This is a genomic window from Pseudomonas sp. M2 (genome assembly GCF_015751845.1).
Lineage (GTDB): Bacteria > Pseudomonadota > Gammaproteobacteria > Pseudomonadales > Pseudomonadaceae > Aquipseudomonas > Aquipseudomonas putida_E.
Window position 1 is genome coordinate 5173971 of sequence record NZ_JADOUD010000001.1, and the last position, 24374, is coordinate 5198344.

Annotated in this window: 25 protein-coding genes; 12 read left to right on the forward strand and 13 right to left on the reverse strand. The window is 56.1% G+C overall.

The annotated features are described in order from the left end of the window. Window positions 1–110 precede the first annotated feature (110 nt). Both IWW33_RS23980 and IWW33_RS23985 read left to right on the forward strand, forming a co-directional pair. Entirely contained in the window at window positions 111–563 is a 453-nt protein-coding gene (locus tag IWW33_RS23980) for a phosphotransferase system, HPr-related protein (protein WP_115274791.1), read from the forward strand. Between the two features lie 2 nt (window positions 564–565). Further along, the gene (locus tag IWW33_RS23985) at window positions 566–796 is read left to right on the forward strand and encodes a metallothionein (RefSeq protein WP_046786207.1); all 231 of its coding nucleotides are present in this window, start codon (window positions 566–568) and stop codon (window positions 794–796) included. Window positions 797–879: 83 nt separating this feature from the next. On the opposite strand, the gene IWW33_RS23990 is transcribed toward IWW33_RS23985, so the two are convergent. Genes IWW33_RS23990 through IWW33_RS24010 form a run of 5 tightly spaced genes read right to left on the reverse strand, consistent with a single transcriptional unit; the run spans window position 880 to window position 5195 of the window. Beyond that, window positions 880–1308: a hypothetical protein gene (locus IWW33_RS23990; protein ID WP_174141195.1), complete on the reverse strand. Its 429-nt coding sequence runs from the start codon at window positions 1306–1308 to the stop codon at window positions 880–882. Between the two features lie 29 nt (window positions 1309–1337). Then, window positions 1338–2297 (reverse strand): lysylphosphatidylglycerol synthase domain-containing protein, encoded by a 960-nt coding sequence (locus IWW33_RS23995; protein WP_046786209.1) that lies wholly within the window; start codon window positions 2295–2297, stop codon window positions 1338–1340. Beyond that, window positions 2297–3499 carry a cardiolipin synthase ClsB gene (gene clsB, locus IWW33_RS24000; RefSeq protein ID WP_174141196.1) on the reverse strand — a complete coding sequence of 401 codons (1203 nt, stop codon included), beginning with the start codon at window positions 3497–3499 and terminating at the stop codon, window positions 2297–2299. The genes IWW33_RS23995 and clsB overlap by 1 nt, the downstream gene beginning before the upstream one ends. Next, entirely contained in the window at window positions 3496–4281 is a 786-nt protein-coding gene (locus IWW33_RS24005; protein ID WP_115274794.1) for an endonuclease/exonuclease/phosphatase family protein, read from the reverse strand. The genes clsB and IWW33_RS24005 overlap by 4 nt, the downstream gene beginning before the upstream one ends. Continuing rightward, entirely contained in the window at window positions 4278–5195 is a 918-nt protein-coding gene (locus IWW33_RS24010) for a DUF72 domain-containing protein (protein WP_174141197.1), read from the reverse strand. The genes IWW33_RS24005 and IWW33_RS24010 overlap by 4 nt, the downstream gene beginning before the upstream one ends. A gap of 208 nt (window positions 5196–5403) precedes the next feature. On the opposite strand from IWW33_RS24010, the gene IWW33_RS24015 reads away from it, so the two are divergent. The 4 genes from IWW33_RS24015 to IWW33_RS24030 all read left to right on the forward strand — a co-directional run bounded on the left by IWW33_RS24015 (window position 5404) and on the right by IWW33_RS24030 (window position 7961). Beyond that, window positions 5404–5955, forward strand: a complete 552-nt coding sequence (locus IWW33_RS24015) for an ATP-dependent Clp protease proteolytic subunit (protein ID WP_046786213.1) — start codon at window positions 5404–5406, stop codon at window positions 5953–5955. A 170-nt stretch (window positions 5956–6125) separates the two neighbouring features. Further along, window positions 6126–6338 (forward strand): general stress protein, encoded by a 213-nt coding sequence (locus IWW33_RS24020; protein WP_046786214.1) that lies wholly within the window; start codon window positions 6126–6128, stop codon window positions 6336–6338. 60 nt (window positions 6339–6398) lie between these two features. After that, a complete protein-coding gene (locus IWW33_RS24025; protein ID WP_119687026.1) occupies window positions 6399–7589 on the forward strand; it encodes a zinc-dependent alcohol dehydrogenase in 1191 nt (396 codons plus the stop codon). Window positions 7590–7691: 102 nt separating this feature from the next. Next, entirely contained in the window at window positions 7692–7961 is a 270-nt protein-coding gene (locus IWW33_RS24030) for a DUF6555 family protein (protein ID WP_046786216.1), read from the forward strand. 35 nt (window positions 7962–7996) lie between these two features. On the opposite strand, the gene IWW33_RS24035 is transcribed toward IWW33_RS24030, so the two are convergent. Then, entirely contained in the window at window positions 7997–8167 is a 171-nt protein-coding gene (locus IWW33_RS24035; protein WP_158621136.1) for a hypothetical protein, read from the reverse strand. A gap of 50 nt (window positions 8168–8217) precedes the next feature. Here IWW33_RS24035 and IWW33_RS24040 point away from each other — a divergent pair, with 50 nt between their 5' ends. Further along, window positions 8218–8604 carry a hypothetical protein gene (locus tag IWW33_RS24040; RefSeq protein WP_174141198.1) on the forward strand — a complete coding sequence of 129 codons (387 nt, stop codon included), beginning with the start codon at window positions 8218–8220 and terminating at the stop codon, window positions 8602–8604. 1684 nt (window positions 8605–10288) lie between these two features. Next, window positions 10289–11203 carry an integrase gene (locus IWW33_RS24045; RefSeq protein ID WP_174141199.1) on the forward strand — a complete coding sequence of 305 codons (915 nt, stop codon included), beginning with the start codon at window positions 10289–10291 and terminating at the stop codon, window positions 11201–11203. Window positions 11204–11555: 352 nt separating this feature from the next. Here the strand turns inward: IWW33_RS24045 and IWW33_RS24050 are convergent, their stop codons facing one another. Beyond that, window positions 11556–12653 (reverse strand): hypothetical protein, encoded by a 1098-nt coding sequence (locus IWW33_RS24050; RefSeq protein WP_196914406.1) that lies wholly within the window; start codon window positions 12651–12653, stop codon window positions 11556–11558. Window positions 12654–12943: 290 nt separating this feature from the next. Between IWW33_RS24050 and IWW33_RS24055 the strand changes: the two genes are divergently transcribed. Next, window positions 12944–13189 (forward strand): hypothetical protein, encoded by a 246-nt coding sequence (locus tag IWW33_RS24055; protein ID WP_196914407.1) that lies wholly within the window; start codon window positions 12944–12946, stop codon window positions 13187–13189. Between the two features lie 477 nt (window positions 13190–13666). Further along, on the forward strand, window positions 13667–14275 hold the full coding sequence (locus IWW33_RS24060) for a DUF262 domain-containing protein (RefSeq protein ID WP_196914408.1): 609 nt from the start codon (window positions 13667–13669) through the stop codon (window positions 14273–14275). 61 nt (window positions 14276–14336) lie between these two features. Here IWW33_RS24060 and IWW33_RS24065 read toward each other — a convergent pair whose 3' ends face one another. Beyond that, complete coding sequence (locus IWW33_RS24065) at window positions 14337–15404, reverse strand: UvrD-helicase domain-containing protein (protein WP_196914409.1); 1068 nt, start codon at window positions 15402–15404, stop codon at window positions 14337–14339. Beyond that, entirely contained in the window at window positions 15397–17001 is a 1605-nt protein-coding gene (locus IWW33_RS24070; protein WP_196914410.1) for an AAA family ATPase, read from the reverse strand. Before IWW33_RS24070 ends, IWW33_RS24065 begins: the two co-directional genes overlap by 8 nt. A gap of 147 nt (window positions 17002–17148) precedes the next feature. Here IWW33_RS24070 and IWW33_RS24075 point away from each other — a divergent pair, with 147 nt between their 5' ends. Then, window positions 17149–17943 carry an HNH endonuclease gene (locus IWW33_RS24075; RefSeq protein ID WP_196914411.1) on the forward strand — a complete coding sequence of 265 codons (795 nt, stop codon included), beginning with the start codon at window positions 17149–17151 and terminating at the stop codon, window positions 17941–17943. 490 nt (window positions 17944–18433) lie between these two features. Here IWW33_RS24075 and IWW33_RS24080 read toward each other — a convergent pair whose 3' ends face one another. Next, the gene (locus IWW33_RS24080) at window positions 18434–22777 is read right to left on the reverse strand and encodes a hypothetical protein (protein WP_196914412.1); all 4344 of its coding nucleotides are present in this window, start codon (window positions 22775–22777) and stop codon (window positions 18434–18436) included. Window positions 22778–22975: 198 nt separating this feature from the next. Next, window positions 22976–23185 (reverse strand): hypothetical protein, encoded by a 210-nt coding sequence (locus IWW33_RS26775; protein ID WP_231386188.1) that lies wholly within the window; start codon window positions 23183–23185, stop codon window positions 22976–22978. A 145-nt stretch (window positions 23186–23330) separates the two neighbouring features. Here IWW33_RS26775 and IWW33_RS24085 point away from each other — a divergent pair, with 145 nt between their 5' ends. After that, a complete protein-coding gene (locus tag IWW33_RS24085; RefSeq protein WP_138217797.1) occupies window positions 23331–23741 on the forward strand; it encodes a helix-turn-helix transcriptional regulator in 411 nt (136 codons plus the stop codon). A gap of 118 nt (window positions 23742–23859) precedes the next feature. On the opposite strand, the gene IWW33_RS24090 is transcribed toward IWW33_RS24085, so the two are convergent. Then, the gene (locus IWW33_RS24090) at window positions 23860–24069 is read right to left on the reverse strand and encodes a hypothetical protein (RefSeq protein ID WP_138217796.1); all 210 of its coding nucleotides are present in this window, start codon (window positions 24067–24069) and stop codon (window positions 23860–23862) included. 88 nt (window positions 24070–24157) lie between these two features. After that, window positions 24158–24373, reverse strand: a complete 216-nt coding sequence (locus tag IWW33_RS24095) for a KTSC domain-containing protein (RefSeq protein WP_348635193.1) — start codon at window positions 24371–24373, stop codon at window positions 24158–24160. Between the last annotated feature and the right edge of the window lies 1 nt (window position 24374).

Genomic DNA, 24374 nt, shown 5'->3' on the forward strand with positions numbered 1-24374 from the left:
CAGGCCGGGCGGTAGTTCAAAAAAATCGATTGCATGCTGGGGGTAAAAAAACTCTGAATTTTCCAGGCCCACTCACAGTCGACCGGACACACCCCTGATGGAGAGCCCAAATGAGCCGACCCGATGATCGCCAGCCCTATACCCCCAGCGAAATCGATGACACCGAGGACCGCATGGGCAGCGTGCACGAGCTGGACTTCAACGACCGCCCCGAGGGGCGCATAGGGGATGAACGCCCGGCGGCTGAAGTAGCGAAGGAGTTCCCTGCGCGGCGCGTCGCAGAAGGCGGCATGACCGGCGGTGAGACACTGACGGATAGCGTGCAGGAAGACAACGTCACCGACGATGACCTGAGCCCCGGCACCCTGCTGGATGAAACTGGCGCGCGCGACCCTTACGAACCGGGCGATGACGACGGCCCAGCGGACGAGAGCCTGCGTGAGGTCGATGAGCAGGAGATCGGTGGTGGCATTGGCCTGGACGAAGCTGAGCTGGCACGGTCCGCTCCGCTGGACGGTGAACCCTGGACTGATGAAGTGGTTGATAACGAGCCGAGGAAATGACCATGAATGAGCGACGATGTGCGTGTGCGAACTGTTCTTGCACGGTGGACGAGAATGCCCGCATGCAGAATGACAAAGCCTATTGCTGTGAGGCTTGTGCATCAGGGCACCGCAATGGTGAGCCGTGCCGCATGACTGATTGCAAGTGCGGTGAAGCGGCTCAGCCCGATGAAAACAAGGTCGACAATGCCCTGGATGAAACCTTCCCGGCCAGCGACCCGATTTCCCCCTGACCCTTTGAACAGCTTGATATCTGCTGCAGCACGCGCCCCGGGAGCTGGCAATGCCGGCTCCCGGGGCGCGGCAGGCCTGGGCCTCAATGCGTCTGCCAGATCCCGTTATTGCGCTCGCAGTCGGTACGGGCCTGGCCGAGGCTGGGAGTGTCGTAGTAATACGTGATTACCTGTGCGTCCTTGGGCAGCGTCGGGCGCGTGGAGGGCTCGTCGCGCCCTGCCGATTTCGGGTTGGCAAGGGTCTCCTGGGTCAACGGCGCGATGCAGCTGCCCACACTGCCATCGGCGCAGCGCGGGACCTTGTGCTTGTCGGTGCTGAGCATCTCCTTGCTCTCATTGCTGCATGACCAATTGATCGCTTCAGCCGGCATGTTGCTGTAGCTGTAGCAGGTCCGTCCTTCAACTGGCTTGACCGCTTCACTGGCGGAGCGGGTCATCACCTCGCACGCGTCGGCCAGTACCTGCGTGCTGGTCAGGCTGCCCAGCACCACCATCAGCAGAGATAAACGCATGTGCCACCTCCCGGGCCTTGGCCCCGTGTTCAGGTCTTGCGTAATGTCGCTTCACCGCGTTGGCGCATAGCGCGGGCGCGTTTTTCCAGTATCAGGTAGGTAATCACCGCCAGCAGCAGTGGGATCAGGTAGTAAAGGGTGCGGTAGCCCAGCAGCGCCGCCACCAGGCTGCCCTGGCCCAGTTGGCCGTGCAGCAGCGCAAGAAACACGGCTTCGAGCACACCCAGCCCGGCGGGAATGTGGGCGACGACTCCAGCCACGCAACTGATCAGCAAGATGCCGAGAATAGAGGGGTAGAACAGGTCTCCGGGCAGCAGCCAGTAAATCAGTGCTGCCATCAATGCCCAGTTGCTGGCCCCCAGCGCCACCTGGCACAGCGCCAGGCGCAGCGAGGGCAGGGTGATTTCATGCTCGCGCACCCGCCATGTACGACGCTTGGCAAAACCGCAGGCCAGCAGATAGGCCAGTGCCACACCCAGCAGCAGAAAACCGATCATCTGCAGCCCGGTTACGCCCACTGCCCAGTTTTCCGGCAACTTGACCAGGCGCAGGGCGAACACCGTACCGGCAAGCAGCATGTAGCCCATCCAGTTGGTCAGCAGCCCCAGGGTCAGGATCTTGGTGATGGTCCCCGTGTCCAGGCCCAGCCGTCCGTATAACCGGTAACGCAAGGCAACGCCGCCGACCCAGGTGGTGAAGTTCAGGTTGAAGGCATAGCAGACGAAGGCCACCGGGAGCACTTGCCGCGCTGGCAGGTGGTGGCCGGTATAGGCGCGGGCCAGCAGGTCGTAGCCGGCGAATGTCAGGTAGCTGCACAGCGCCAGGCCCAAGCCGATGATCAGGGTGCTTGGCTTGTAGGCGACCAGTGACTGGCGAACCTCGTTCCAGTCAAGGTTGCGCGCCAGCATGTACAGCAGCGCCGGAATCAGCACGATGAACAGCAGGGTCAGCAGGCGCTTGCCCCAGGTATGCCAGGCTTTGTGCTTCATCAGGTATTGCCCTCGTGAAGGTCGCCCTGGGCCTGCGCTTCAGGCTGGACAGATTTCAGGCGTTGGCGGTGCGCCGGGAACCAGCCGGCAATGCGCGGAAAGTAGCGGGTCAGGTGAAAGCCGATGAAAATCAGCGGCGCCCGCCACCAGTAGCCGCGGATCATCCGCTCCAGCGTCACCGCCTTGCATTGGTCACTGGCGAGCGAGGCCAAGTGTTGGTACAGGTGCTGGTTGAACGCCCGATCACGTATCAGCAGGTTGGCCTCAAGGTTGAACGACAGGCTCAGCGGGTCGAGGTTGCTGGAGCCCACTGTCGACCATTCATCGTCCACCAACGCCACTTTGCCGTGCAGAGGGCGCTGGCAGTATTCGTGAATATGCACGCCGTCGCGCAACAGGTAGTTGTACAACAGTCTGGACAGCGCACGTACCCAGCGCATGTCCGGCTGGCCCTGCAGGATCAGGGTTACCTGCACACCACGGCGCGCTGCATTGCGTAACTCGCGCAACAGGCGGTAACCGGGGAAGAAATAAGCATTGGCAACCACGATGCGCTGACGGGCAGTACGCACGGCCTGCAGGTAACAGGCCTCGATATCGCTACGGTGGCGCGTGTTGTCCCGCTCGACCAGCACGGCGCTTACTTGGCCTGCGGGCTGGGTGAGCGGCTGTACCTGACTGGGCGGTTCGAGGACCGGGGCCATCAGCCGTCGGCTGGAAGCGTGCACCTGCGCGACCACCGGGCCACGAACCTCCACCGCGTAGTCCTGCTTGGCCATCGGGCCATAATCGCCCAGGTGATCGGCGCTGTAGTTGATCCCGCCAACGAATGCCCGTTCGCCATCCACCACCACGATCTTGCGGTGCAGGCGGCGGAACAGGTTGGTCCGCATGCCGGCTACCCGTGGTTGCGGGTCGAAGGCGTGAAACCGCACACCCGCTTCGGTCATCGCCGAAATGAAGGCATCCGGCAGATCGGCTGTGCCGTAACCATCCACCGCCAGTTCCACCCGCACGCCGCGGCGCGCCGCATCGATCAGCACCCGTTGCAGCTGCTGGCCGACCTTGTCGTCGAAGATGATGAACGTTTCAAGCAGGATTTCTTCGCGCGCCTGAGCCATGGCCTCGAACACGCGGGGGTAAAAGCCTTCGCCATTGATCAACAGCTCGACACTGTTGCCATCCACCCAAGGTTTGTTCACAGGTTGATCTCCGCAGCCAATGGGGCATGGTCAGACAAATGCGACCAGGGATAATGGGACAACACTTGCGCCTTGCCCGGTTTGGCATTGCGCAAGTAGATACGGTCCAGCCGCAGCAGCGGCAGGCGCGCGGGGAAACTGCGGGCCGGGCTACCAAAGTGCTCACCGAACGCTTCTACCAGGCGTTGCGAGAGCACAGCGTCGGCCTTCAAGCGCCAGTCGTTGAAGTCCCCGGCGACAATCACCGGTGCATCGGCGGGCAAGCTGTCGAGCAAGTCGAACAGCAGGCTTACCTGGCGCTGCCGATGGGCTTCACGCAACCCCAGATGCACGCAGACTGCATGAACCGATTCGTGGCCCGGCACCTCCAGGCGACAGTGCAGCAAGCCGCGCTGTTCGTTGCCATGGATCGATACATCGAGGTTGTGGTGCTCGGCAATGGGGAATTTCGACAGCAGCGCGTTGCCATGATCGCCATGCGGGTAAATGGCATTACGGCCGTAGGCGAACTGCGGCCACATGCTGTCGGCGAGAAATTCATACTGCGGGGTTTCGGGCCACGCGGGATGGCGCACGGCATGGTGCTCATGGCTGCCGTGCACCTCCTGCAGGAACACAAGATCGGCATCGGTGGCACGTACCGCCTCGCGCAATTCGGGCAGGATGAAACGCCGGTTCAGCGCGGTGAAGCCTTTGTGCACGTTGATCGTCAATACATTGAGACGATGTACCGCGGTGGCCTGGTCGATGATGCTGGCGGGTGTTTGCAGTGTCTTGTTCACAATTGCACCTGCGGTGTCACACCCGGTTCTGTCACCAAGTGGCCGTTCAGATCCAGTTTGTCCAGGAGACGGCGCGCGTCGTAAGGTGCATGTACCTTCTGGTCGTTGTCGAAATAGCAATACACATCCCGTGACGCACGCCGGGGTGGCGGCTGATCGACTATCAGGTGGGCATCGTCCGGCTGGTCGCCGCGACTCCAGCATTCGATCCGCTGCTTCCAGCGGCGCAAGGCGCGGGCGGTATACCCGCTGCTGTAAAGCTCGACATCCCCGTGCAGACGCAGGTAGACGAAATCAGCGGTTACATCCTCGACAGAGGGCCACTTTCCCGCGCTGTCGGCGACTACTAGCGCCACCCGGTACTTGCGCAGCATGCGCACGAACGCCTCGCACAAAAAGCTCTCATTACGAATCTCTACTGCGTGGCGCATACGTGCATTGCCGTCGATGGCAGTGCCGCCATTACCCCGTAAACGCTCAGCGCAGTTGCGGGCACAGGCGTGCGCCGCCTCGCGGTCGTGAGGTAATAGCGCGAGGAACCGCTCGAAACGATCCTCATCGAATTTCATGTTCGGCGGGAGCTGCCACAGAATCGGCCCCAGCTTGTCGCCCAGCAACAAAAGGCCCGATGCAAAGAAATTCGCCAGCGGCTCTTCGATGTCATTGAGGCGCCGGCCATGCGTGATATAGCGGGGCCCTTTGACTGAAAAGACGAAGTCTTCCGGCGTATCGTCCCGCCAGCGCTCATAGCGTTCCGGTGTCTGCAGGCTATAGAACGACCCGTTTATTTCTATGCTGTTGACGGCGCGCGAGGCAAATGCCAATTCATCGTCCTGCCGCAGGCCCTTGGGGTAGAAGTCCTTGCGCCAGGGGCCATAGCGCCATCCGGATATGCCGATGCGGATCTCGCTCACACTGTGGTCCTCATTGCTGTCCCTTCATTAGCGACACGCAGCGACCACAAACGGTTCAGGATGGTTGACCAGTGGTGGCTGGCTCTGTCCTGGGAACTTTGCACCCGCGCACGTTTCCACCGAAAAGCAGACCTGACGAATACGTTGCGATGGCGCAATGGGAGGCTTGTTCGGCACACGGGAATGACCCGCTAACCTGGAGGCAAACATGGCCCGACACATCATTCACTTCACCGGCCCGATCAACTCATCCACCTGCGGCAACCTGATCAGTACCTGCTCGAAGGTGATGCAGCAGGGGGGCGATGTGCTTCAGTTGAACATCGCCACGATGGGCGGCGAATGCAGCTATGGGTTTACCTTGTACAACTTCCTGCGTGCCTTGCCTGTACCTGTGCACACGCACAACCTCGGCACCGTCGAATCGATGGGCAACATCCTGTTTCTGGCGGGCGAGCACCGTACCGCCTGCGCCATGAGCAAGTTCTTGTTTCACCCGTTTCACTGGACCCTGCATGGCGCAGTGGACCATGCGCGTATGGCCGAGTATGCGATGAGCCTGGATTATGATTTGCGGCTGTATGCCCAGATCGTCACTGAAAGAACTGCTGGCAGCGCCGAAGCACTGGACGTTCAACGCTACCTGATGGCTTATCCGCGAATACTGGATCCTCAGGAGGCACTGAAGAGCGGCCTGATCCATGCCATCGATGAAATGCCGATCGAGGCGCAAGTGACACAGTGGAGTGTGCATGCGTAAGGCTCGCAGCACCGGCAAGAAGGGAGCGCGCAAACATTTCTCCGGGCGGTGTTTCGTGCCACCGGTCGCCTGCCCGCGATTGAATTGAGCAATCCTGCGCATCGGCGGTTCGGAAAAAGGGCATGGCAAAGATTCATGCGTCCAACCATTCCATCGCAAGGAGAAACGACATGGCTCGTGATCAAGAGCGGACTGGACAACGTGGCGGCACCAAGGAAACCAACCCCGGCAATTTTGCCAATGACCGTGAACGGGCCTCCCGTGCAGGCCAGAAGGGCGGGCAGGCGTCGGGCGGCAACTTTGCCAATGATAGAGAGCGCGCCTCGCAAGCTGGCCGCAAGGGCGGGCAGAACAGCCATGGTGGAGGCCGCCAGCCGAATTGAACAGTCGCGTTAGCCGAGGCCTGTCGGCCTCGTCCGATGTCCTCTTAGGGAGACTCAAGCATGCGCGCATTGACCTATCACGGCGCTGGCGATGTCCGTGTTGACAACGTGCCAGAACCGGACCTGCAGGAAGATGACGATATCCTTCTGCGTGTGACCGCCACGGCCATCTGCGGCTCGGACTTGCACCTTTATCGTGGCAAGATCCCTTTGGTCGAGACGGGCGATATACTCGGCCACGAGTTCATGGGGATCGTCGAAGACGTTGGTAGCGCAGTGACAGCCGTACGCCCCGGTGACCGGGTGGTGATCCCGTTCGTGATCGCGTGCGGCGGCTGCTTCTTCTGCCAGCACCAGCTGTTCGCGGCCTGTGAAACCACCAATACGGGCCACGGGGCGATTCTCAACAAGAAAGTCATCCCGCCGGGTGCAGCCTTGTTCGGCTACAGCCACCTGTATGGTGGGGTGCCAGGTGGCCAGGCCGACTACGTACGCGTTCCCAAAGGCAACACCGGGCCGTTCAAGGTACCGGGGCACCTGGCCGATGATCAGCTGCTGTTCCTTTCCGATATCCTGCCCACCGCCTGGCAGGCGGTGCTCAACGCAGAGGTCGGACAGGGCGCTTCGCTGGCCATCTATGGCGCAGGGCCGGTCGGGCTGCTGTCGGCGGCCTGTGCAAGAATGCTGGGGGTAGAGCAGATTTTCATGGTCGATGAGTGCGGCTATCGCCTGGATTATGCTCATCAGGCCTACGGCGTAATTCCTATCGACTTTGCCCACGACGACGATCCTGCCGACACCATCATTCGCCAGACGCGCGGCATGCGGGGCGTCGATGCAGTGATCGATGCCGTGGGCTTCGAAGCCAAAGGCAGCACCACCGAAACCGTGCTGACGGCCCTGAAACTCGAAGGTAGCAGCGGCAAGGCGTTACGCCAGAGCATCGCTGCGGTTCGCCGTGGTGGCGTGGTAAGCGTGCCGGGGGTCTATGCCGGTTTCATTCACGGCTTCCTGTTCGGCGACGCCTTCGACAAGGGCCTGACTTTCCGCATGGGCCAGACGCATGTCCATCGCTACCTGCCGGAGTTGCTCGAACACATCGAGGCAGGCCGGCTCAACCCGCAAGCGATCATCACTCACCGGCTGGCGCTGGAAGATGCCGCGCGAGGCTACGAACTGTTCGATGAGCAGCAGGAGCGCTGCCGCAAGGTGATCCTGGTACCTGGCGCTGCACTCGAACCGTTGCCTTGAGGGGAGTGGTGTGGGGTGAATTGTTGGACAATTATTTTGAATCTTTCCTGGCGGGCATCACTCAATGAATGAGTCATCCATGGAGAAGAGGAGGGCCCCGTGATGCCTAACCCCCAGCTGTACATCATTGACTACCAACTGCGTGGCGAACCACGCAGTTTCATCATCCGCATGGAGCGGATGGACAACACCGAAGCCTGGCACTGGGCCAGTTGTGATGCGGGTATTGGCATCATTCCCAAGTTCGGTCGCGAAAAAATCAAGAAAGTCAGCAGGCCAATGGCTGAGCGCTATGGGATTACCGCAGTGAGTTGGCGGCTGTCCGGGGGAAAACCCAACCAGCCGGTCAGTGACTCTGCGATTAGCAGTTGAGGGAAAAGGAGCGGGCTTTTGCCCGCTCCCTAAGGTCAAGCGCCTGACTCGGGATCGCTTGCTGGTACGCCTGGACGATTTTCCTCATCGTCGGTGACATTCGGGTCAGCATCCGGGTCGTCCACCCGATCGTCAGGCTGGCCCGGATCCAGCTCAGGCCAGTCATCCTGGACGTTACCGCCACCCATTTTCATTAGTTGGTTCATCACGGTTCTCCTTGGCGTCAGATACAGTTTGGAGTGTGATCGAGCTACGGATGATCAGCCTGCGTCCTGAAAATACCGACCAATGGGTCATTACTGAAAAAAAACCGAGTGGTGTCAGCCCCATGAACGCTCCGCACCGCCTAGCCGCTATCGAGCAGGCCAAGCAGCGCATCAGTGACTTGGAGAAGGAGATCAAAGCCCTCCAGGAGGATGGTCTGCATGAGCGAGAACAGCAGTTCATACAGGAGCTGACCAAGCTCATGAAGAGGTCTCACATGACTGCTGCTGATGTCATTGAGCTGCTGGTCTTGAGAGGGGATCTCGATGCTCGATGGTTCGCAGGTGAAACCCTGTACAAAATGAAGCATCTCTTTGGCATGGCAGAGGTGTTTGCCTCTCACGGCGTGGACAGACCGAGCTGGCTACCCAAGCGGTGACTTCACGGAGGGGAAGATGACGAGCAGATCTGATTTCAAAACGGCCCAGATAGCACAGCTTTTTCAACTTGAGAGGGAGGTAGCGACCGGGTACAAAAAGGCCTGTGACATGCTAGAGGTAGAAGAAGTAGCTTTGGCACTCAGGTTTTTACTGGAGCTAGACGCGCTAGCCACTAAACATGATTTTTCTCCCAGAGAAATAATAAATTTACTGAAACGAAATTCTTCGGTAGTAGCTGCAGAAAAGTAGACGGCGAGTAGAGTAGAGCGCTCGTATCCACTTGATGCATAAGGATAACTCAACTAAATATTCATTTAGTTGAGTTGGGAATAAGAGCTCAGATAGAGAGAGGCGGGAAGCCATAGCGGCCTTAGTACATAAAGAAAGACCTCTGCCCATCATAAGGATAACTCGGTTTTTTTCAAGCTGAACCGCGGGCTTTCTGGTTTTATTCAGATCATCGGGCCCCAGACTAAGATCCATTCTGGTGAAGCCTTGTTGAGTCATCCACGACCCAAACTACGCGAAAATCGGTGTTTCAAGCTTTCGGTTGGGTTTTGTGAGGGGCACCAGGCATGACGCTCGATCAACGGGATCCCATAGGCGCTGAGGTTCTGCAAGTAAAGCACGTGTTACAGGTGCTCTGTGGGATTTGCCTTTCGCGAGGTATTGGGGCCGGCGATCTCTATGGCATTCATTGAGGGTTGGCCAAAGGCAGCCTAGAGATTAAGCGCCTTCTGTGTGGGTGATCAGATTGTCTGGCACTTGAGCATTCGAAGCGCGTCCAGCAAACCATCAAATTCAATTCACGTTGCGCCGAACACCCGAAATTAGTTCCGAGAGCGCCTTAAACCTCTTGTCAGAAAATCGCCGCTGCATTTCTCGATGTGATTTCATAGTTACGGTAGCTCCGTCTTCGACACTCGTTCCTAGCCACGGTGAAATGCCTTAGTCAAAGCAGTTTCGGGTTGAGTCGATCATCAGATTCGTGGGTCATTAACGTAGTGCAACGTACAGGGCAAAAAGTAAGGGCCATCGAGAATCTTGACAAGGCTGAACCGAGAGGTGCTGATTTTTGAGAAGCGATTTCGGTTCTTCGATGAAGACAGCCTCTAAACCCCGGTTACTTCTAGATGTAGGTACAGAATTACTTCGACAGTCTGGCCATCCTAGAAGGATCGCGCGTGCTGCAATGTACCTGGGTTACGACTCAAGTGAAATATATAAAAGTGCGCATAATGCATATTATGTTAAATTGTGGGTGTTCAACCTCCGGTTGCTGACTGTCCACTTCCACCAATCCCCGGTCGGAATTCCAAGAAACCCCGTTCGACGTAAAATCAGTCGTTTGCGATGGCATCCTCATACCGCTCCTCAGGCTGTCCTTTCATAAAACCCCGTTTCATCATTTCCACTCTCAGATTGGCCAATGCGCGACTCATCTGGTATAGCTAGTTCAATGCCCCAAAATTTTAGCTCGCGAGTGTACCAATGGCGCGGCCGTTCATCCCATTCCCGATCTTCCCTCCGTACATGTATTGGTGTCCCAGCGATCAGCCTAACGCCTTAGCAAATCTCCAAGTCTCGATCCGCCTCCATGAGATTAGTAGCGTCTGTCAGCCATTCATTTGCACTTGGTACACAGAACGGTTTATCAGTTGGCTGGCCCATAATTGGAGTCCGTTGGATTCTCACCTGCAGTATGGCCGCCGGATCGTCGCGCTGGAAAAAATGCTCAATTGGAGCTTTGCGAACGAGCTTTGCTTGCTTGATTGGACGCGTGCGGACTATGAGCGTTATTGCAAATTTCTTCAAAGCCCACCGCGCAACTGGACAACCGATAGCAGACAACCTAGGTTTGTGGGAAACCCAGCGAATGAGTTCCGAGACTGGTCGATCAACCCTGCTTGGGCTCTTTTCAAAGTCAAATGTGTCGGGAGCGACCCTGATGTCGAGCGAAATGTGACGCAACAGGAGATTCAGTGCGTGAGGCAGTTCCTAGATTTCTATCTTAGGGACGTATCGGTCAATAGAGAGAACGTAGCCGCTAAGCCCCCCGAGTCTCTCGAGTTTAGAGCCCTAAAGGATCGAGGATTCATTTCCGACGAAATCCTGAGTTGGATGTTGAAGGCAATCGAGAGCCTTGATCGGAGCGTTCATACTATCCATGTAATATCGATGTATTTGATGATCGCTCGACATTCGCTACGCCCCATGTGGCTAGTGCTGGGCAATAGAGCCAGTCCAGGCCGCATTGATCAATTCAAGCGGAATATTGATGGTGTTTGGCAGGAGATCCAACGCAAAGGTGGTGGTTTTAGGCCGTTGCCACGTGCTTTTGGTCAAGCCTTCGAGCGCTATCTGAATTATATGAATATTGACGCCATGCAACCCTTGCCAGCTCTCAGCCTCTTTCCCAGGGAGCACTCATCTGGCACCCTTGATATGCGAGCCCTTGCGAATATTTTAAGAACGATTAGAGAGATGCTGGCAGATGAGGCAAAGACATCCGATAACCCTGAGATCTCACAAGCGGCTGATCAGATCCGGCGCCTAACACCTGTCATGCTATCCAAAGGGCCGTTCACGGAGGTCTAAGTTTTCCAATCGTAACGCCAAACACCGGGCGGCTCGCCCTACTTGGCCTCTATCCTCACATCGTCAGGCCGCCGACCTGCACGCACCGTTTTTTAGAGAATATTGCCGTGGTGAGGTCAGTTATCGCGCCAGCGCATCCGCAATGGATGCCTATTGAGGCACACACTTAAGATTTAGCGCTCAGAGCAGAGAGGCCGCATCGTGGCACCGTACGTCCCCGTCCCACTTTTCCGCCGTGCCCGGGTACCCCAGGCGCTTCCCAGGGAATAGTGCGCTTGGATTCTTTAAAGCCAGAAAGGAGGGCCTGCACCCTCCTCCTGTGCACTGAGGAGCAAACACTTGAAGTAAGACCTCAGCTCTTTTTGAAGAGCTGCTTGAGATCTTCAATCGTCATTCTTTCTGAATCTGAATCTGAATTAGGCTTAAGGCGGTGCAGGTTCGGCTGCTTCATGCCTATTGATCTCGAAATTTTATGAAAAAGAGCTTCTATTTGTCCGCGCATTGGATTGGTGCGATTATAATAGTGGGTGATTTCAATTCCGGCTTCTGACGCTATTCTTTTAAAGCGTTCTGAATTAAATGAGTCACCTATATCAAGCTGAATAATGCCATAGGCTTCGTTTTCACTCGCTCCTTCATTGTCACGAAGCGCAGTCGAATTAAGCGCATCGGTCAAAGCGTTGACCGCTTGACGGTCTGGGGTGTCGTCCAACGAGACAGCGCTTCCAATGGTAATTCCAGAGGGGATATCGAGAACCGCAACTGCCCAGGGCCGTACCACTGAGCCGTCATCCCTTTGAACCTGCACATCCATTCGGGTGCATTGAATACCCGTCCTGCTACCTTTGACTGGCTTGACTCCCCTCAAGAGCAATCCAGAGCGGCCTGCTTTCTCATGAATGAGCAGCACATTGATTTTTCGCTGCTTTGTGTCAGGTGAAATGCGCTGCAATGAGACTTCTACATGTACCTGCCATGAACGACGCGCCTCCCAGATTGGCTCATAAAATGCCAGGCGTTGGTCAGGGCTCAGCTTGTACCTCGAACTCCAATCTGGCCCAAGGTGCAATCCCTCTGGCGTGTTGTTTGTCAAAGCTGCGATTACTGCGTTCATTCCATGGCGCTCAAGGTAAGCGTCCACGCTTGGAAGAACCTGAGTTGGCAGGCATTGCTCCAGCGCCGCTATGCACTTGGGCATCACCTCGCCCGGGAGCTCGAACAGTTCAGCAGCACGGCATTCGCCAAGCTCCTGGTTGAGAACGATGAACTCTGCATCGGACAGATGATGCTCAAGCTCTTGATCATGCTCTTCGTGTTTGAGTGCCCTGTAGGTGTGGTAGCCAAGGAGCGCAGCAAGGACTTCCTGAAGTTTCGCGTGTGCCACCTCAATTCCGGCAACGTGGAGTACCGCTTTAGCATGTCGGGCAGCTTTGATGAGAATGTTGGCCATCTCATGATCCTCAATCGCTGTCTTTGCTGCTGGTCGCTTTATCTGTCGCAAGACAGCTGAGTCACAAGATGCTGGAAGGAATTGATGGGTGAAGAACCTCTTTGAGTCGACCAGAGCTGAGGTGAGGTAACCTTGATTAACCGTAGTACACAGGTTGGTCTAAGTACGCAGTCGCCGACGGGCGGAATGAGGTTCTTTGATGTTTAGCATTTTACTCAACAGTTGGCTTCAGGCTCTTTCATCATCTAAGATCAGCCACCGCTCAACTCCGCCACGAGGCAACCTGCGTCATGGATTTCATGTTTCGTATCTGGGACTTCCTCTTTCCGGATCATAGGCCAGAAGGCGAGATAAGGCGTGAGCGCGAGTTCATCGATGCACTCAATCAGCTCAAAACCTTGAGGGCCACTTACCGCGGCGGGATGTCGATTGATCCCGAGGAAATCCGGGAGCAGGTTTTACGCAGCCGTGAAGCTGTGAAAGATCTGGTGGATCCTGCTCACCGAAAACGCTCTAACACGGGGGCTGAGGGTTGATTTAGCTCTGACGGTCATGTGCCCTGCCCTTCATTTCCAAGCACATTTCTAGCGTGCCCCTGTGGGGACGGCTGTTGTGAACCAAGCCGCAGCTGCGCAGCCGTCTTGGCCCTACGGGCTGCCATCCTCACGCCTTCGGCCAGAGGCCTGCGCGCTCCGCTTTCAAGTGCTGCAAACACCAACCTATCACTGACTTCACTTTGATATATGGTTAGTAATTTTTTAGGGTCGAAAAAATAAATTTGGATTCTATAGCCCCATTCTGGATGTTCTTTACATGGTACGTAAAGTGGGTTCACGTACCGTATAAAGAACATTTTTATCAATGTGCCTATTTGGGGATGTTTCAAGCTTGCCGTCTTTGAGTTTTTCTTTGCTGCAACCATGCTATCTTACTTGGCCTTAATAAAAGCGCATCAGTGTCTAAAGGCACGCCACGCGCGATCCTAAATTAATTTAAGGTTTTTTCAAGATCAAATGTCTTCTCATTACGTAGCATTCCAGATTTTCAGTAGCGCCGACGATTCCAACTGCATACGTATGCCGCAAAAGCAGCTCGAAACCACGCTCTACATGCACCAGGTGAACACGCTCGCTTCCAACCTTGAGAAATTCACTGCTGACCCTGCCAAAGCACGCGCTCAATACCCATGGGCCACACGATTCGCTATGGGTCATCCCCTCGCCCCCTGGCAGCGGCCGGCTGTATGGACGGACGAGCAGAAGGTCAGATTCATCACCTCGATTTGGATGGGGGCAGAACTTGGTTCGTACCTAGTAAATGACTGGTACGCGTATGCCGATCGCGCTGGAGCGTTTGCGATCAATAGCGAGGTGCTGCTGGACGGCCAGCAGCGTCTGACAGCCCTGGAGGGCTACCTACTTGGCGAGTTTGGAGTACCAGATGAGTCGGGCCAGGTGAGGTATTGGTCGGAGCTCGGAAATGACGAGCGCCGGCGTTTTCTGAACATGCCTTTCGCTCAGGCTCGGGTGCACTCGAGCGATGAAGCTGCTCTGCGACAGGCCTACGATCTTAGAGCGTTTGGCGGCACGCCACATACTGAGGATCAGCGGGCTACAAGGTAGCCCGTCTATTAAGGGTGGCGCCGATATGGGCATCACCCTTTCCATTTGTCTCTCGAAATAGTCAGGGTTCCCAGACCGGCAGAGTCGACTTGCCCGGCTTATCGATCACGATCGCCAGGCTCTGTTTTGCACGCGTTGCTGCTACGTAGAACGCGGCCGCAGACATAGCTTCAAGGCAGGTCTCCTTCTGGATGAAAGCTGCGATGGGCCCTGTAGGCACGACTAGCACACGCTCGAACGTAGCGCCTTTAGAGACCTTGAAATTCATGAAGTCGAGGGTGAACTCCTTCCCCGATGCCACTGTGGCACGAAGGCATTGCGGCCGGTACCGCTCTACGTATTGGTCAACGTGCTTCGAGTGCACCAGGAAAACACCGTCATGGTCAGAGACCTCGTGGTTCTCCGAGGTGGTGCCGGGAAAACCCCAAGACTCATCAAAAATGGTGTCAGAGAACGTTGCGATCTCCGTCCGACACCGATAGGTGACTGTCGCGTAGTTGATACTTAACAGCCCACCCTGCTCTCGCTCCTGAAACCATTCGAGAGCGCCGGCATAGCCATACTGCTTATTCTTCTGCCCCCTCGGGTTGGTCGACAGGACGGCCTGGCGTACATCACCAACCATGCGAACGTCGATTCGGGACTGCAGCAGATCATGGATGATCTCCCAGTCGTACCCACTCAGATCCTGAACCTCATCGATCAGAATTTCGTCGTAGAGATGCTCTAGGCGACGAAGCAACGCAGGTGTTTCTGCCATTAGCTCGCGCGCCAGGCGGCCGAGCTCGCAGCCGTAGACCTGGTTGCTTCCATCCATGAACCTTTGCTTGCCCTTGGCGAACCTGTAAGGGCGCCCTTCGAAATTGAAGCCCCCTACCCGTTCACCGGGGAATTTCACCGGCAGGAACGGCTTCGCAAAGTGGCGAAGCAAAAACGTGTACCAACCCAACACCTCGATGTTGTGGAGATCACCAGCCTGTGCTCGAAGCCGATGGGAAAGCTCTTGCTGATTTGTCTGGGTAAACGTGGCGACAAGGACGCGGCGATCACTGGGCAATCCTTTGCAGTGATCTACGAGGCCCTGGGTTTTTCTCCCGCCGGCGACCGCCAGGGTCAGATGGTTAGGCATTGTGAATGAACTCCGCCGCAGCCTTCATATAGGGAGGTGGGCTGAGGGCTTCGTCAGACTCGGCGATGCGAATCGCCCCTTCCGTTTTCTCGCGTGTCATCCACGTCAGCAAGTCGGCTGAGTCTTTGATGCCCAACGTCTTCCGTAACTGAGATTCACCGTTGGCGGTGATGAGTTGCGGCTCTAGCGTTTTGCCGTGGACAACGTCGCCGATGAACAGATCTCTGCGCTTCGCTTCCAGCCACTTCTCAACTGGTTCACGCAGCTCTTTTGGATCAATGCCATCGTTGTCTCGCATTACAGCGACCGGCTTGTTGATGGCAGCACAAAGCTCTAGGCACCGAGCCAGTGCTAGCCCGCGCATGCTGATGACATCAACGCCATGGGCCATTGGGCGAGCCCCGTAGAGATCTTGATAGACACGTTCGAAAATGATCTCGTCGGATGGCCCTTCAACCAGGACTACTCTTCTCGCCAGTACGAGGCGGAGGGTGTCGTAGCCCGGGAGCTTTTGAAAATAGCTCACCGTTGTTGGATCGAGTTCCGTGATCTTCGCGGCGCTGTTGCGGTGGAGCAGTAGCAGAGCGTTAAGGCCGAGACGATTCAAAACGTAAGTGCTATGGGTAGAGATGAAGAGCTGCTGCTCCTCTGTCGCCAAATCCTCAATACGATCGAGCAGAGTCGTGAGACTGGTGTGTGAGAGGTGGTTTTCAGGCTCCTCGATCATCACGATTTTCACGCTTAAAGAATGCCGTTTCATCGCGAGGGAGATCTTGATTGCGGCTTGCTGCCCCTGACCAGCCATCGCGAATGGAAGGCCATCGACGTGGGGCGTCACTACGCTATCCCAGGCTGTTCGAGAGGTCTGATCCATAGCCAGAGCCATAGGCTCAGACTGTAGAGCAGCGCCAAGTCCCGCAAGCCGCTTGTTCACCGGCGCCAGCGCCCCTTCAGTCATGGATGCTTTGACGCCTCGATAGTCCAGCGAGATTTGCGCCTTCTCGGCTGACTCCAGGTGATCGCTCAGAATTTGCCGAAGATGGTAATCGACCCCGGCAGCGGACTTGACCGTCCGAGAATCGATCGTGGCCACCGAGAGCGCCCGTGGGCGCCGAGTGAGCTCGTTGTCAGCAAACGACCGCCATTCGTAGGTGTAATACTCAACGGGCAGCAGGTGTGAAGGATCCTTGAGCCACTGATCCAGCTCGTCCTGATATTCCTCGTTCGGGTAAATGGAGAGGAATACCCCCGGGCACACGTTGGTAGGCACGTCCGCATTCACCGCGCCGAGTAGCATCTGCAAATCAGCTACATCTTGCAGATAAAGCTCAATCAGGATCTCCGGAAGCTTAGGCGTCTTCCCTGCTTTCCGAAGTGCGAGAAACTCAGCCACCATTTCAGTGTTGAACCAGTGTGGATTCAGTTCTTCGAGGATCCCCCGTCCACCTATACGGCCGTTCAGCGCCAGCGAAATGGCCTCCATCAATGTGGACTTCCCGGCGTCATTGTCACCGACCAGGATGTTTACGCCCGGATTGGGCTTGAGCTCGAAATCTTTGTAGATGCGGTACCCACGGATACGGATTTTTGTGATCACAGTCGACGTTCCTTGGCGAAGTGCTTTTGCATGGCGCTTTGATGGCCATGTGGCCTGATGCTATAAGCGAAGCGCTAACGTTGTCGACTCCGTCACGTTCCGCACGTCCCTCACCACCCTTTCGGTTCTCCACGCCAGGATCTGCGCATGACCACTCCGTACTACCCAAACCGCAAAGCGTTCATCCTATCCTTGGGAGCGACATGCAGAAATTGGAATTGGAGCTGGTCGTTTGTGAATCACCAAGAGCGCAAGATCATTTTTGGCGCATGGGATATCCACATAAGTGGCGGTCGTACACTGATCCTCAGCGAGGATTGGGAAATCGAGAATGGGCGTCGTAACCATGGTTATCCGCAGAGCGTGGAGCATCTCAGGCTGGTTGGAGAGGAAGGATACGAACTCTATACGTTCAAGATTACACACTCAGATGAGCGCCAGGATGAAGACGGTGCGGGCCCTGCAAAGATCAAAGACTTTGAGCGCTCCATCCTTCGTGAGTGGCTACTGAAGCAGGATGGCGAGTGGTTTGCGTGCGACGAGCCACCGATGCCAGCACTCCCTGAAGAGGTCGGTAAGCCCGAACTGTACCTAGAGGGCGCCGTCCGCGAGGTAAAGGTTAATGCATATGAGCGCAGCGCTCAGGCTCGGGCAGCATGTATCGATCACTACAAAGCGGTTTGCTATGCGTGCAAATTTGACTTCGGACTGGTTTATGGCGAGGTTGCCGAAGGGCTCATCCATGTCCACCACATCGTTCCCCTTAGTACGATCGGCGCAGAGTACAAGCTTGATCCTATAAAGGATCTGATCCCGCTGTGCCCGAACTGCCATGCGGTGGTGCATCGTGGCTCCGAGGTCATGAGCATTGAAAAGCTCAAAGAGCACCTAGCCGAAGCAATGCGGCGCTCTACCCTAAAAGCCCAACCTCATGGTTTGTAACGCGGTTTTCGGAATGTAACGTTGTCGATGTTACATTCCAGAAACTACGTTACAAATCCGGGCCTGTGGGCTCGTCATCAGGTGGCTGCAGCAATAGATGCGAAAGTTCAGTCGGAACGGGCCGCATCACGATGCGCCTGAAGATGAGTCATCTCCCTCCCCCATTCCTCCACGAATTTTTCCAAATCATCGAAATACGGGCCCGTGGCAACTCGGGTAGACCCGATGCTCGCTTGGGCGAATCGCTCCCGCCAAGGCATCGGGATCGCATGCTCGTCAACGACCAACCAAGCGGCCTGAGGATCGAGGAGATTTAGTGACCAGGTCGAGGAGATGTTTGCAGGACAAGGACACGTCGCAAAGTTCGCGCTCGACCAGATCCAGCTCCTGAAGGACAGCTACAGCTTTAGGGTCGCCAGGGCGGAGATCGGAGAGAGCCCAAAGCAGCCGTCTGAATCGACGCTCGCCTTCAATAAGATCGGCCAAGGTTTTACCCCTCCTCACTCAGGCCGGCTTCCACCTGGTTGGCCTTGATGGCTTTAGCTGCTGCCTGTCCTCCTCGCTTGGTAAGGTCGATGCCGATGACCTTTATGTCCTCAGCGCCAGGATATCTAGAGGCGATACTCAACCAGTGTTCCTGCAAGGCTGATACCAAGCCGTCAAACCCAACCCGATCACCCTTTGGGGTCTCCCATCTGGTTTGATCATCTCGGCTGACAAGCAAAAAGATTCCACAGCTCGACCTGTCATCGCGAAGGTAATCCCCGCATAGCTGATTCTCAAGTCGCTCGAAATGCTTCGGCCCGCTCCAGTTCTGCGAGAGCTTCAGTTCGACCGGTACGGGGGCATCAAACTGGGTGTTCAGGAACCTGTAATCAGGTCGCTTGTCGTCCGCAAGCTGTTCTTCCTGGACTACGCTGTAGCGGCCTGCAGCGCGCTCTCTGCACCAGTCACCAATGTATTTGCGAACCGAGGTTTCTTGACTTGAAGGCAACAGAAGCTCTGCCCAGCTTGAGTCACTCTCTTCCAGCAAGTGCTTCAAATCCAGTAAGCGATCGATCGCTAGGTTCCAAAGCTCTTTGTGCGTGGACGGAGTGCATTCCAGCGAGTTATGGAAATCAATGACCCTTTCTGTCGGCCAAGGCGGTGTCTGCGAGTCGGCCGTGGCTTTCTGCTGGGCGTAAAAAGCACTCCAGGGGCGAAGGCTCTCAGCAGGATGAGCATGGGCAATTTCCCCCAAGGCCAGGAACGCTTCCTTTCCTGGTGTCTCTCGAATGAACGCGAGGAGCCCGTCTCGAGCGTACTGGGCATCGTCCCTCAGACCAGGCGAGTAGACACCTGTTCCTTCACGATGGATATCATCTGCGATTCGCACGTGCTCGTTGACCAGTAAATAAAGCGCTTTGGCATGCTCTATGGTCTTGTATTTCTGGCGGCAGCGGCGTGCATTGCGACCACCAACGATAGCGATCAGGCAGAGCATGGCAAATTGCGCCTTTGCCTCATCTGAAGGCAGTGATTGGATACGCGCTGCTAGTGCCGGAATGCCCTTAGCTGGTTCTGACCCAATCCAGATAGCAAACCATGACGGTGCGATATCCAGGTCACTCTCTGCGATCGCACGCTCGCTGGCAAGCTCTGCCAGTGCTTGATCACTGACCGTGGACTCCACTACGACGCTCAGTACGAGTTGAAGGGATTCTAGGGTTTCCACACGCTGAGCCAAGCGGGCCATAATCGAAGTCGACAGCGCTTCGTACAGCCATTCGCCACCGTAGCGGAGTCTACGCAGGACATGATTGCCACCCGAGTCCGAGTATGGCTGACCCAGCTCGTAACAGATTTCACGCGCCACGATTTCTAGAAGCGGTTCCGGCCGCAGCTCGAAAAGCTTAGGCAGCCACTCTGGGAAGCCATTCAGTTCAAGCAGGGCATATCGAACGGCATACTCTGCATCCCTACAAGACATTTGGAGGAAACTGGACGACTCCTCCCTGGCTTCGATAGCAAGCCCCGTCAACCCCAGAATCACCTGGTAAGGAGTGGTATTCGCCGGGGCACCTTCGGATGGGAGCTGCGGGCAATAGCCCCTCCAGAATTTGATTACACCCTCGCGAAACGCTTGAGCGACCGGCATTCCGAACTCTGGAGCGAGTGACTGCCAGTTGCCGTTGCTCCATGTGCTTGAGGATGACGTACCATCACGCATCTGCTCCAGGAGATAAGCTTGACGGCGAGTCATCACGCCCGGCTCGGGGCTGTTAATCAACTCTACATCTGCAGCAAGCCCTTCACGCCACTCGCGACGTCGATTCGCTTCCTCATCTTCTCGCTGGGCCGCTTCTTCTTTCCACTGGGCTTGCTGTATCTCCCATGCCTCGACCTGTCGCGCCGGAGGATTCAACATGAGCTCCAGCTTGTTGCTTAACTCGGCGTCACATTCAGTGGCCTTCCGAAGCAGAATCTCCCACTCAGCCGGCCTACCATGCTGCTTGAAGATTTCAACGGCCATACTCATCGCCATGTGGCGATCTTGAAAGTCAGCGAGGCTAACAATCTGGTCGCAGGCGAGACTGAAACTCTCCCTGTTCAACGTCCAAAATGGCCGGAAGCCGATCAGTTGCCAGACGTCGATTACCGCTTCGTTGCGATGCATGCGCCCCTTCCGGGCAACCTCAACGTCATACCAGAAGAGTTTGTAGTCCAGTTCAGGCCAAGTGGGCACGGTTGCTCTGAGATTCTCGCCTAGCTCTCGAATATCCCTCTCATCGTAGGCATGGGCTAGAGCGAGCTTGCTCAAGATGCCTAGGGCGGCTGCATCGAGGGCAAAGGGATCTCGCTCATGGATCAGTCGGAGCACACATTGACCAGCAATTTCGGCAAGCCAGATGTACCTTTTCGAGATGGTAATGAACCCGTGATCTTTGGTAGGCGGCTTGGCCAAGAGCTCTCCTAGCCCTTGGATGAAGGTAGGGAGAAGCTCCAGTGGTAAGTCTGCAACGAAGGATGACAGGTTCAACGCAAGGCTGTCCCTGCCGCTGTATCGTTCCTTCTTAGCGGCACGTCCGATCGCTTCTAGCAGCCAACAAAGTGAGCCGTGGTTCGGCGGCAAGTTATCTACGAGCTCTGCCAACCATTCCCGGTTGACTTCCTTGTCACCGACCAACAACCCTTGGCGCACTTCTGCGACGTCCTGGGGAGTACCCAAATCCATCACGGCGCGGATGGCGGCTATGCGCGTGTGTTTGTGCATTGCGGTGAGGGCAAATTGCTTGGCTTCTGCGAGTGCTCCTATGACCTCCCCTTGCCAAACCATTCGCAGAAGGAACCAGGTGATATCGTCGTTGGAACTGTAGAGCGCCAGCAAGTCTTTGATGTCTTCAGTGAGATCGTGGTGCGCGAATCGCTGCACCGCTGAGTAGTCAGTCATCGACCAGCTATGCGCCGGCTGCGCCAACTGCTCGCAGGCTTTACGCAGTACGTTCCGGCGAGTAGTTAATGGGAGCTGGCCTGGATCACCACCCTCGAAGAATACCTCTGGAGCAACCTCTTCCAGCCGTGCGCAAATGCGATTATCCAATTGCGCCAGCCAAGGCAAGACTGGACGCAGCGAGGGGTTGATTACCTGCAGTCCGTATTGGGTGCGGAAGAACAGATTCTCGATCTTGACGCGAGAGGCTGCATCTCGAATTAGCTCGTGAAGCCATTCCGCTGTTAGGTATTCACGGACAGTGCGATGGTGAAAGCGAACCGTTCCATAAATGCCCGGCTCGAAAATCGGGCGGGTCAACAGAGCACCAGCGTCTGCGTCATTCCAGTCCTTAAGGATAGATCGAACTGGAATACCCTTTTTGTTGGCGTCGCCATCGGGGACGCGGACGGCAGAAATCTGTCCAAATGTAGTCGCGGCAGCTATGAGACGGACGCCTTCGCGAAGCTTCTCTGGTGCGATAGGCTTGATCTCGGCGCGATTTTGGTCTCGCTCTTCCAGGCGACGATCGATACTGCTTTTCATCAGCTCCAGGCGCGAGCCTATACGATGGTGTGTCTGCCAATAATCGACGAGTTCCAAGAAGTCCAAGGGGCGCGTCGTCAGTGACCATGCATCCCTACGCTCAAGTTCAGCTTGAAATGCTTTGCCATCTTCGACGCCAGTGGCGGCTAAGAACTGCTCGACTTGTTTCCCATGAATGTCGTCGAGAGTCACTACGAGGAACGACACACCTGACTTCGATTTTGTTGATACCGTGTGCGCTGAGTCGGCAAGCACATCAGACTCAGAAGTAGGTGCTTGCTGGGCTATGGGCTCAAAGGCAAAGCTCTGCTCACAGATCACTAGATCCGTCCTGGCACGCCACGCTGTGCTCCGCCCGGTGATGAGTATGTGCGCCAGGGCCCCTAAGCGTTGAGTCAAACGGCCAATCTTACGGATTGCGCGCTCGAAATCCCTCGGATCTTTCAACCGAGCTTCGTCCACTGAATCCATGAACAGCCAACCTTCGGTGCCCGAATCTAACCAGCTTTCGAACTCATCGAACCCACCTTCCTCGATTGCGTCTTCCAAATCCGTGGAGACGTTCTCGATCCGTAGAAAGAAGGCCACCTTCCCTTCGCTGCGGAGCTGACGAGTGACATTCCGGATTTCAGCGGTTTTGCCTGATCCGGCCTCGGACAGCAGTATGACTCGGCGGTGCTGAAGCAGGTCTGGCCAGCGAAGGTCTCCGCTCCTGCTATGGCGACCACTCAAATCAATATCGTCGGACGCATCAGAGTCGAAGGGGATTTTGGAGAAAGTACGATCAAGGTCGATGAAGGTGTTCGAGTGTCCGTTCATAGGTGGATCTCAAGCAGGTCAGATGCAGTCCCGAGCTGGGCTGCAGAGGCTCTGCCATCCTACCTGAAACGCATCTTTCATCGGAGTCATGTCCCTTAAGGCAATCCAGTTGCCCTAAAGCGCCAGCTTGTTTGACGCAAGGATGGCAGCACGAAACCTATGCCCTGTGATGGAGCCCCGGTACTTAGTCGATCAGTCCTAGTGCCGAGTCGGAGACAGGCCCCCGAGCGCTTCGAGTTGGTAATCGGTGACTGTCTGAAATGCGTGCTCAGCCTCGATACGAAGACGCTCCACCTCAGCCTCAGGCTTCCCATCCGCTTTCGCTTGATCGTATCGCTTCATGGCCTCTATGGCTTGCTGATAGAGAGGGTCATCAGGGAGGGCTGGTTGCTGATTTTTTCGCTGCATATTCTTAATCTCAAATTGCTTCTGCGCTGCGAACAGGCGGTGCGGTGTTGCCTCTAGATGCGAGTGATCATTTTCCAGCCATGATAGGCTAAAGGCAGGATACGTAGCCCCCTATCAAAATGGCCAAAAACGCAGAGAACGAAGCATGACGCTCAAAGCCTCCTTCGCCAACGTGCTTCGTGCACTGCGCAGCAAGCGTAATATCACACAGCGGGACTTTGCTGACACGACCAGCCGCACCTACCTATCAAAGCTTGAATTAGGGAAATCAAGCATCACTCTGGACAAGCTTGAACAGATCAGCAGTCGGCTCGAGCTGAGCCCGTTGACGCTTCTCACGCTGACACTAAGCGAGGACACTGGAAGGTCAGCATCGGACTTGATGTCAAAAATGCGAGCCGAGCTTGATGAGCTTCAGCATGATGGTGGCTTGCTTGGACTGAGCATCAAGCTGGAAGATTCAAGCACAATTCAATTGCCTGGTCGCCGCCAGTCCCGCGCAGTTAAACCCGGGGAGCAGACTTCAGTGCAGACCGAGTTGGCCTTCACGTACTAACAGGCTCAGACAACGTGAATGCTATCGTTGGGGTGTTTGCTGTTACCAAGCAGGCCGTAGTCAGCATGACGTATCAACCAGCGTGGCCAAAGAGCTTGGCCGACCTTCACCGCTAACGCTAGTGCACCTGCCGGCGTAAAGTGCCGGCTTTGTGCAGCTGAAAGTCGATCACGGTCTGATACAGATGATCAGCTTCAAGGCGAAGGCGCTCAATTTCTGCTGCAGGCCGCGCTTGAGCCTGTGCTTCGTTGTAGGCCCGAATTGCTTCTAGCGCTTCCCTTAGCAATGGTTCGCCTGCTTCCGCCATTCCCAGAAGTGTTCTCTTCATTTTTGGAAGCTCAAGGTCACTATCACCTCCACTATTGCAAACGCTGTCGCGGGGAAACCCTAGACGATGGGCAACAGTTGGCTGACGATCAGCACTGATAACGGTCGCGGATCACCCGATCATAATAAGCTCCCACAGATCCGGCACTCATCAACCCTCGATGAACCTCCGGAGGCACGCCGCAGAAGTCATAGGTGCGACCTTGCTTGAATGCGATCTTCATTCTGCGGGTGTCTGGATCGTAGCCTACAGCTGTGATAGCTGACGATCGAACGGGTACCATTTGCATGACTTCCACTCCCATG